Origin of the sequence: Streptomyces sp. URMC 126 (assembly GCF_051386555.1) — a bacterium.
In the GTDB taxonomy this organism is placed as follows: domain Bacteria; phylum Actinomycetota; class Actinomycetes; order Streptomycetales; family Streptomycetaceae; genus Streptomyces.
This window is the reverse complement of the sequence record NZ_JBPQTX010000044.1, coordinates 22,628-31,284: the sequence shown is the minus strand read 5'-3', so window position 1 is coordinate 31,284 and position 8,657 is coordinate 22,628. Positions and strand designations below refer to the sequence as shown.

Here is an 8,657-nt window from a genome sequence, read left to right as displayed (position 1 = left end):
GCGCCCGGAGGGCGCTTCGGGGGTGCGGGGGCTCGCCCCCGCAAGAAACGGTGAGAGGGCGGGTCCGGGGCACAGCCCGCCGCAGGCGCCGTCTACTTGTCGATGTCCCCCACCACGAAGAACAGCGACCCCAGAATCGCCACCATGTCCGCGACCAGCGTCCCGGGCAGCAGCTCCACCAGCGCCTGGATGTTGTTGTACGAAGCGGAACGCAGCTTCAGCCGGTACGGCGTCTTCTCGCCCTTGGAGACGAGGTAGTACCCGTTGAGCCCGAGCGGGTTCTCGGTCCACGCGTACGTAGCGCCCTCCGGAGCCTTGAGGACCTTGGGGAGGCGCTGGTTGACCGGGCCGGGCGGGAGGTCGGCGAGGCGGTCGAGGCAGGCGTCGGCCAGGTCGAGCGCGTTGTGCGTCTGGTCCAGCAGGCACTCGAAGCGCGCCAGGCAGTCGCCCTCCTCGCGGGTGACGACCTTCAGGACGTCCGTCAGCTCCCCGTAGGCCAGGTACGGCTCGTCGCGCCGCAGGTCGAAGTCGACGCCCGAGGCGCGGGCGATCGGGCCGCTCACCCCGTAGGCGTGCACGGCCTCGCGGGAGAGGACGCCGACGCCGCGCGTCCGGCCGCGGAAGATCTCGTTGCCGAGGACGAGCCGCTCGTGGACGTCCATCCGCGAGCGGACCTCGGCGACGGCCTGCCGGGCGCGGCCCGTCCAGCCGGCGGGCAGGTCCTCCTTGAGGCCGCCGACGCGGTTGAACATGTAGTGCATGCGGCCGCCGGAGACCTCCTCCAAGACCGCTTGGAGCACCTCGCGCTCGCGGAAGGCGTGGAAGACGGGCGTGATGCCGCCCAGCTCCAGCGGGTAGGAGCCGAGGAACATCAGGTGGTTGAGGACGCGGTTCAGCTCGGCCAGCAGGGTGCGCAGCCACACCGCGCGCTCGGGCACCTCCATGCCCAGCATGCGCTCGACGGCCATGACGACGCCGAGCTCGTTGGAGAACGCGGACAGCCAGTCGTGGCGGTTGGCGAGCATGACGATCTGGCGGTAGTCGCGCGCCTCGAACAGCTTCTCCGCGCCCCGGTGCATATAACCGATCACCGGCTCGGCGCTGCGTACGCGCTCTCCGTCGAGGACGAGGCGCAGCCGCAGCACTCCGTGGGTGGAGGGGTGCTGCGGGCCGATGTTGAGCACCATGTCGGTGCTCTCCGCCGCGCCGCCGATGCCGACTGTCGTCTCCGTCATGGGAACAGTTTCTCAGCCGTGCCAGGGCGGTCGCGCGCTCGTGTCCTCCGTGAGGAGGTCCGCGCACTCCGGGCCGACGGGCTGGAGCAGCCAGCGGAAGCCGCCCATGCCGCCCGGCGAGGTCAGTTCGCCCGCCTCGCTCGCCGCCCCGAGGGCCCGTACGTAGGCGGCGGGATCGGAGGAGGCCAGGGTGAGCGGCGGCCGGCGGCCGTCCACGCCCAGGGCGCGGAGCGCGGCGCGCTGGCTGAGCAGCGTCGCGCCGGGTCCGGCGCAGGCGTCGAGGGCCACGTGCGCGGTGATGTCGCAACTGCCGTCGGGTACCGGACGGACCTCCCGGCCCTCCCGGAAGCCGGTGAGGGTGCCGAACGGCGGGCGGCCGGCGCGCTCGTGGGCGTAGTCGACGGCCACCGCCAGGCCGGACCGCAGGGTGCCGACCGCCCGGGCCCACGCCTCGTCCCGCGTCCGGCCGATCTCGGCGCGGCTGCCCGGCGGCGCGCCCTCCAGGGGCCACCAGCGGGCGAGCCACGCTGCGTCCGCGCCCGACACCGGGTCGCCGGGCAGCTCCTCGCCGTCCTCCTGGACGAGCACCTGGCGCGGGGTCCCGCCGCCGTCCGTCTCGACGACGTCCACAGGGACGTTGTCCAGCCACTCGTTGGCGAAGAGGAGGCCGCTCACCCCTTCGGGTGGCGCGTCCCGCCAGACGACGCGCTCGTCCAGTCCGTCGGGGCGGCCGGCGCGCTCCACGGCGTACGGGCGGAGCCGTCCGGCCAGTTCGGGCGGGCACTGCGCGAGCACTCCGGCGGTCAGTTCGCCGCGCCCGGCGCCCATGTCGACGAAGGCCAGTTCCTCCGGTGAGCCCAGGGCGCGGTCGACCCTCCGCAGCAGTTCGGCGACCGCGCCCGCGTACAGCGCGGACGCGTGCACGGAGGTGCGGAAGTGGCCGGCGGGACCCTCCGGGCGTCGATAGAAGCCGTGGGGTCCGTACAGGGCGGCTTCCGCCGCCGCCCGCCAGGTGCGCGTCCCGGATGTCATGGCCCCACGCTATGCGCCCCCGGCCGTTCGCATGCTCCCGCGTCACCCGGCGCTCTCCGCGTCCCTCCACCTTGGGGAGTAGGCGGAACGGGCCCGGATCGATCGCCGGAGGGACCCCGGCACAGGGGCGGGGTGCCTACGCTGGGTGACGTGCACCGCCTCTATGAATTCCTCCGCAGACACCCCACAGGTGTGGACAGCTTCTGGGCCGTGTTGCTGCTGGGGCTGTGCGCCCTGACGATGACCGACAGCGGGATGGTGAGCCCCCTCCACCGGGTCGGCATGGTCGGCGTCTCGCTGCTCATGTGCACGGTGCTGGCGCTGCGGCGCCGGATGCCGGAGAAGATGCTGATCCTGGCGATCGCCGTGGGGCTGGCCCAGCTGGTGTTCGGCATCGAGGCCAACATCTACGACGTCCCCATGCTGGTGATCGTCTACACGGTCGCGTCCGGTACCCGCCGCTGGGCCTCGCGGGTGGCGCTGGGCGGCGGCCTGGCGGCGCCCGTCCTGTACCTCTGGCGCTGGCCGGACAACTCCAGCGACTCCCTCACCCACGACCTCCTCGGCCTCGCCTTCGCCGCCTTCCCCTTCCTCCTCTCCTGGGTGCTCGGCGACCGGATGCGGACTCGCCGCGCCTACTGGGACCAGCTGGAGGAGCGGGCCACGCGGCTGGAGAAGGAGCGCGAGCAGCAGGCGAAGATGGCGGTGACCGCCGAACGCGCCCGGATCGCCCGCGAGCTGCACGACGTCGTCGCGCACAACGTCTCCGTCATGGTGGTGCAGGCGGACGGTGCCGCCTACGTCCTCGACTCCTCCCCCGAGCAGGCCAAGCAGGCGCTGGAGACCATCTCCGGCACCGGCCGCCAGGCGCTCGCCGAGATGCGCCGGCTGCTGGGCGTGCTGCGCACCGAGGACGGCTCCGCGCCGGCCGGCGAGTACGTGCCGCAGCCCGACGTCGAGCAGATCGAGGAGCTCGTCGAGCAGGTGCGCGGCGCCGGCCTGCCGGTCGACTACCGGGTCGAGGGCAGCGCCCGGCCGCTGCCGAGCGGCGTGGAGCTGACCGCCTACCGCATCGTGCAGGAGGCCCTGACCAACACCCGCAAACACGGCGGCCCGGACGCCGGTGCCAGCGTCCGGCTCACCTACTTCGACGACGGGCTCGGGCTGCTCGTCGAGGACGACGGCCGGGGCGCGCAGCACGAGCTGTACGAGTCGGGCGGCGTCGACGGCATGGGCCACGGGCTGATCGGGATGCGGGAGCGCGTCGGCATGGTCGGGGGCACGCTGGACGCGGGGCCGCGTCCCGGCGGAGGATTCCGGATCAGTGTGCTCCTGCCCGCCAAACCGGGCCGCTGAGCGCCCGGCACCCCCTCCGCTTCACTCCGAACACGATCCTCGAAAGGGACCCCCGCATGGCGATCCGCGTGATGCTCGTCGACGACCAGGTGCTGTTGCGCACCGGCTTCCGCATGGTGCTGGCCGCCCAGCCCGACATGGAGGTCGTCGCCGAGGCCGGTGACGGCGCGGAGGCCCTGGAGGTGCTGGCGGGCACCGAGGTGGACGTGGTGCTGATGGACGTCCGTATGCCGCGGATGGACGGCGTGGAGGCCACCCGCCGCATCTGCGCCCCGCAGGACCGCGAGCGGGCGCCCAAGGTGCTGATCCTGACCACGTTCGACCTGGACGAGTACGCGTTCTCGGCGCTCAAGGTCGGGGCCAGCGGCTTTATGCTCAAGGACGTGCCGCCGGCGGAACTGCTGGGCGCGATCCGCTCGGTGTACAGCGGCGACGCGGTGGTGGCGCCCAGCACCACCCGCCGGCTGCTGGACCGTTTCACCCCCATGCTGCCCGGCTCCGCGCGCGAGCCCGCCCACGCCGACCTCGACCGGCTGACGGGCCGCGAACGCGAGGTGATGCTGCTCGTCGCCCAGGGGCTGTCGAACGGGGAGATCGCGGCGCGCCTCGTCCTCTCGGAGGCGACGGTCAAGACGCACGTCGGCCGCATCCTGACCAAGCTCGGGCTGCGGGACCGGGTGCAGGTGGTGGTGATGGCCTACGAGAGCGGGCTGGTACGGGCCGGGGGCGGCGCCGGCTGAGACGCCCCGCCGGGTCCCGGGTTCAGCGCCCGGCCGCCCGCAGGACCCGCCGCGTCAGCGCGTGCGAGCCGAAGGCCGCCGCCCCCGCGACGGCCAGCCCGGCCGCCGCCCGCCGGGGAGCCGACGGCCGCAGGACTCCCGCCCGGCGCAGCCGCCCCCGGGCCCACAGCGTGAACGGCAGGACGACCAGCGGGGTGGTGGCGACGCCGGGCGTGTAGCCGCGGGTCGCCGCCGCCTGGGCCAGGTGGACGAGGCCGTGCAGGCCGAAGCCGTCCAGGGCGGCCTGGTAGAACGCGGAGCGCCCGCCCGTCCGCCGTCCCTCGGCCGCCGCGGCGCCGACGAACACGGCCATCGCCGCGACGGCGACGGGGAACTCCCGCCCGCCCATGGACTCGACGGCGCGCCAGGCCCGTTCCGGCACCCTCGGGTGGCGGGCCCGCAGCTCCGGGACGCGGGTGCGGACGAAGCGGTTCATCGCCGCCAGTTCCTCGGCGTCGTGTACGGCCCAGGCGGCGAGGAGGCCGAGGGTGGCGGCGGGGCCGAGGGGTCCGGCCGCCGGGCGGCCGGCCGTGAGGGTGTCCGGGTCCGGTCCCGCTGTGTGCTCCGTCATGAACGGCCAGTCTGGCGGGCCGCTTTGAGCTCGTCACCCCCTCGCGTCCCGGTTGTGGCTCAGGCCACGGGGGTCACGTCCGCGCTCACCAGCTCCTTCACCGCCAGCACCAGGTCGTGCGTGCTGGGATGCGTGGGCTGTGTGGGGTGGGCCAGGTATACGACGGCGGGCTCCGCGTCGGAGATCCGGACGAAGCGCACTCCGGGGTGGGCGTGGCTCTCGGCGGTGCCCGCGGCGGCGACGCCGATGCTGTCGCCGACGGCGATGACGTTCAGCCACTCGTCGACGTCCTGCACAGCGGTCCCGGTCGCCGGCCGCCGCTCCCGGCCCCACAGCGCCGGCCCCGAGGTGCTGTCCTCGCGCCACAGCGTCAGGGTCTCGCCGGAGAGCTCGGCGAGGGTGACCTCCGGCCGCGCGGCCAGCGGGTGGTTGTCGGGCAGGGCGGCGAAGCGGTCCTCCGTGTAGAGCGGGATGACGCGCAGCCGCGGGTCGCCGGGGTCGGCGCGGATCACGGCCGCGTCGGTCTCGCCGGTGGCCAGCCCGGCGGTGCCCTCGTCCCGGCGGCGCAGTTCCAGCGGGACGTGCGGGTGGTCGCGCCGCCAGGACCGCACCAGCGGGACGGTGGACCGGCCGAGCACCGCGCAGGAGTAGCCCAGGCGCAGCGGGCGGGAGACGGCGGCGGTGTCGGCGAGGGCGGCGTCGACGTGGGCGAGGATCGCCCGCCCGTGCTCGTACAGCGTGCGCCCGGCCGGAGTGAGGGCGAGCCGGCGGGAGGAGCGGTCGACCAGGGTGACGCCGACGTGGTGCTCCAGCCGGGCGAGGGTGCGGGACAGGGCCGGCTGCGTCAGGTGCAGCCGGGCGGCCGCGGCCGTGACGGTGCCTTCGTCGGCAATGGTCACGAGGGCCCGGAGATGACGCAGTTCCACATCCATGCGCGGGAAGCATAGTGCCTGCCCAGACGGCATTTCCGGGGGCGCGGCGGGCTTCGTACGGTCGGGTTCGGCAGCCGGTCCGCAGCTCGTGACGTCATGGCCTCGTGACGTCATGGCCTTGTGGCCCGGGGCCCCCGTGACTTCATGACCCCATGACCCCGTGACCTCGTGACCTCGTGACTTCGTGAAAGAGAAAACCGTGAAGATCCTCCTCGTCGGCGCCGCCGGCACCATCGGCCGCGCCGTCCACACCGTCCTGACCGGGCGCGGCCACCGGGTCGTGACCGTCGGTCGCACCGGCGGCGACCTGCGCGCCGATGTCTCCGATCCCGCCGCCGTCAGCCGGCTCTACGAGCAGGTCGACGGGCTGGACGCGGTCGCCGTCGCCGCCGGCGACGCCGTCTTCGCGCCGCTCGGTGCCCTGACGTACGACGACCTCGCCGCCACGCTGCGGAGCAAGGCCCTGAGCCAGCTCGAACTGGTCCGCCAGGGCGCCCGTCACATCGCCCCCGACGGTTCGTTCACGCTGGTCACCGGCCTGCTCACGCACGATCCCATTCCCGCGGGCGCGGCCGCCGCGGCGGCCAACGGCGCTGTCGACGCCTTCGTCCGCGCGGCGGCGGTGGAGCTGGCGCCGCAGCGGGTGAACGCCGTGAGCCCGGGCGTCGTCGCGGAGTCCGCGGACGCGTACGACAGCGCGTTCCCCGGGATGGAGACCGTGCCCGCGGAGCAGGTGGCGCGGGCGTACGTGCGGTCGATCGAGGGGCGGCTGACGGGAAGGACGTTCCGGGTCGGCTACTGAGCCTCGGCCGGGTGGATCCCGGGGGGTCCTACCGCAGGACCCCTTCCAGGAAGTCGCTCCCCAGCCGCGCCACCACCGTCAGGTCCAGCTGGTGCAGGACGTACCGCCCCCGGCGCCGGGTCGTGATCAGGCCCGCCTTCTTCAGCACCTTGATGTGGCGCGAGGCCTCGGGCGCGCTGATGTTGTGCTCGGCGGCCAGCTCGCCGGTGGTGCACGCGCTGCGCGCCAGCCACCGGCACATCCGCAGCCGCATCGGATGGGCCAGGGCCTCCAGCCGGCGTTCGATCAGCTCCAGGGAAGCGGGGCCGGCCGCCTCCGGGGAGCCGATCGGGTAGAAGATCGCCGGCCGCCACCCCGGGGCGTAGAGCACCAGCAGGTGGGGCCAGCCGAGGGTGGTCGGAAGGAGCGTGACGCCGGGGCCCGCCGCCGGGTCGAGGGCCGTGGCCCGGCCGGACGTCAGCTTGTCCACGTGGATCCGGGTGCCGGCCGCGTCCTCCTCCAGGGTGACGGCGGGTGACACCTCGGTCAGCGCCTCGCGCAGGCCCTTGCGCCGCAGCACCTCCGACTTGTGCCGGGCGTCGGCCGCGAGCTGCAGGGCGCCCCGGCGCCAGACGTCGGCGAAGAACGCCTCCTCGCAGTCCTCGAACAGGCGGCGCAGCCAGACCCTGACACCCTGCGGGTCGTCCAGCGTGCGGCGGGCGAACTCCAGCCCTCGGGGGCCCCGGGCCGCCGCCCGCTCCAGAGCCCGGTCGCGGGCCGCCTCGTCCCGCAGCGGTGACGCGGTGCCCGGGGAGTAGTAGTTGGAGCAGGTGAGTTCCAGCGCCGCCGAGACGAATTGCTCGTCGTCGAGCCGGTCGAGCAGGTCCAGTTCGTCCTTGAGCGTGGCGCCCGGGCGCCCTCCGGTGTCGGGCAGTGCGGCGAAGGCGCCGAAGACGTCGGATATCACCGTCGTCCACAGGAAGTCCGCCTCGCAGAGCCGGTCCGCGAGGTCCGGCTTGAGACCGGCCAGCGTGGCCGTCACCCAGCCGTGCAGTCCGGGGTGGTGCCGGGGCTCCCGCAGGACGTGCAGGGCGTGTCCCAGCTCGGCGAGGGGCGACACGGCGAAGACGACACGCTCGGGCGGCAGACCCGTGACGTCGATCATCAGGCTCATGCCCGTCATTCTGAGCGCTTCCCGGGGCCGGCCCGTGATCGATTGACGGTCCGCGTCAATCGACGCGCGCCGGGGCCGGTGCCCGGCGCACCGTGGAGACATGGACGCAACGCAGCAGCAGATGTTCGACAGCTACCGCGCGGCCCGGCAGGGTGTCGCCGCCCCGCCCGCGCCGGGGACGTACGAGGTGGAGGCCGTGCGGCAGATCCGCACGTGGCGGGAGTTCATGGCCGTGCTGGACGGGCGGGTGAGGCGGAGGAGACGAGGGCGGACGTCGGGACGGCGGGCCGCCGAGGCGGCGGTGCCTCAGGTGCCGTCCCAGGTGCCGGCGGGGTGCCGGGGGCCCGTGGGGTGCTGAGCCGCCGACGCGCGCCGGGTACGGACGCGAGGTGGCGCGGGGAGGGTCCGGCCCGCGCGTGGGCCCGGCCTGGGACGGCCCCGACGCGGCACTGAGGCACCCCGGCAGCACCCGGGCAGGACCTCCGGGGACCCCCGGGGCGCGGGGCGGCCCTGGGGGTCCACCACCGCCGGCCCGTCACGGGACCGGCGCGCGTCACGGTCGCGGACCCGGTCGAGCGCCGATGGGCGCCCCACACTCAGCCTCCTCCCGACGGCCCGGCGGTACCGGATGCCTCGCGCCGGGTCGGTCTTCGTCCTTGGCACGCCGGACCCGGAGCGCGGCAGCGGCCGGGCTGGCCTGGAGGGGGGCAGCGGGCCCTGCCCTGGCGCGGGAACCGGACCCGGCCAAGACCCGGCGGACGCGCGGCCGGACGCCCGCGCCGACGACCCTCAACGCC

Annotated in this window: 9 protein-coding genes; 4 read left to right on the top strand and 5 right to left on the bottom strand. The window is 74.6% G+C overall.

Annotated features, from left to right (window positions below; genetic code table 11):
- Positions 1 to 92: 92 nt before the first annotated feature.
- Positions 93 to 1,235: an NADH-quinone oxidoreductase subunit D gene (locus ACSNOK_RS08335; protein WP_436779950.1), complete on the bottom strand. Its 1,143-nt coding sequence runs from the start codon at positions 1,233 to 1,235 to the stop codon at positions 93 to 95.
- A gap of 12 nt (positions 1,236 to 1,247) precedes the next feature.
- A complete protein-coding gene (locus tag ACSNOK_RS08330; RefSeq protein WP_436779949.1) occupies positions 1,248 to 2,267 on the bottom strand; it encodes an SAM-dependent methyltransferase in 1,020 nt (339 codons plus the stop codon).
- A gap of 150 nt (positions 2,268 to 2,417) precedes the next feature.
- Between ACSNOK_RS08330 and ACSNOK_RS08325 the strand changes: the two genes are divergently transcribed.
- Positions 2,418 to 3,623: a sensor histidine kinase gene (locus tag ACSNOK_RS08325; protein ID WP_436779948.1), complete on the top strand. Its 1,206-nt coding sequence runs from the start codon at positions 2,418 to 2,420 to the stop codon at positions 3,621 to 3,623.
- Between the two features lie 56 nt (positions 3,624 to 3,679).
- Positions 3,680 to 4,363, top strand: coding sequence for a response regulator (locus ACSNOK_RS08320; RefSeq protein WP_436779947.1), 684 nt, complete (start codon positions 3,680 to 3,682; stop codon positions 4,361 to 4,363).
- Positions 4,364 to 4,385: 22 nt separating this feature from the next.
- On the opposite strand, the gene ACSNOK_RS08315 is transcribed toward ACSNOK_RS08320, so the two are convergent.
- Both ACSNOK_RS08315 and ACSNOK_RS08310 read right to left on the bottom strand, forming a co-directional pair.
- Positions 4,386 to 4,973, bottom strand: coding sequence for an HXXEE domain-containing protein (locus tag ACSNOK_RS08315; protein ID WP_436779946.1), 588 nt, complete (start codon positions 4,971 to 4,973; stop codon positions 4,386 to 4,388).
- A 59-nt stretch (positions 4,974 to 5,032) separates the two neighbouring features.
- Complete coding sequence (locus tag ACSNOK_RS08310) at positions 5,033 to 5,905, bottom strand: LysR substrate-binding domain-containing protein (protein ID WP_436779945.1); 873 nt, start codon at positions 5,903 to 5,905, stop codon at positions 5,033 to 5,035.
- A 199-nt stretch (positions 5,906 to 6,104) separates the two neighbouring features.
- On the opposite strand from ACSNOK_RS08310, the gene ACSNOK_RS08305 reads away from it, so the two are divergent.
- Positions 6,105 to 6,707 (top strand): short chain dehydrogenase, encoded by a 603-nt coding sequence (locus tag ACSNOK_RS08305; RefSeq protein ID WP_436779944.1) that lies wholly within the window; start codon positions 6,105 to 6,107, stop codon positions 6,705 to 6,707.
- 28 nt (positions 6,708 to 6,735) lie between these two features.
- Here the strand turns inward: ACSNOK_RS08305 and ACSNOK_RS08300 are convergent, their stop codons facing one another.
- Complete coding sequence (locus tag ACSNOK_RS08300; RefSeq protein WP_436779943.1) at positions 6,736 to 7,860, bottom strand: DUF5937 family protein; 1,125 nt, start codon at positions 7,858 to 7,860, stop codon at positions 6,736 to 6,738.
- A 100-nt stretch (positions 7,861 to 7,960) separates the two neighbouring features.
- Between ACSNOK_RS08300 and ACSNOK_RS08295 the strand changes: the two genes are divergently transcribed.
- On the top strand, positions 7,961 to 8,218 hold the full coding sequence (locus ACSNOK_RS08295; RefSeq protein ID WP_436779942.1) for a hypothetical protein: 258 nt from the start codon (positions 7,961 to 7,963) through the stop codon (positions 8,216 to 8,218).
- The last annotated feature ends 439 nt before the right edge of the window (positions 8,219 to 8,657 follow it).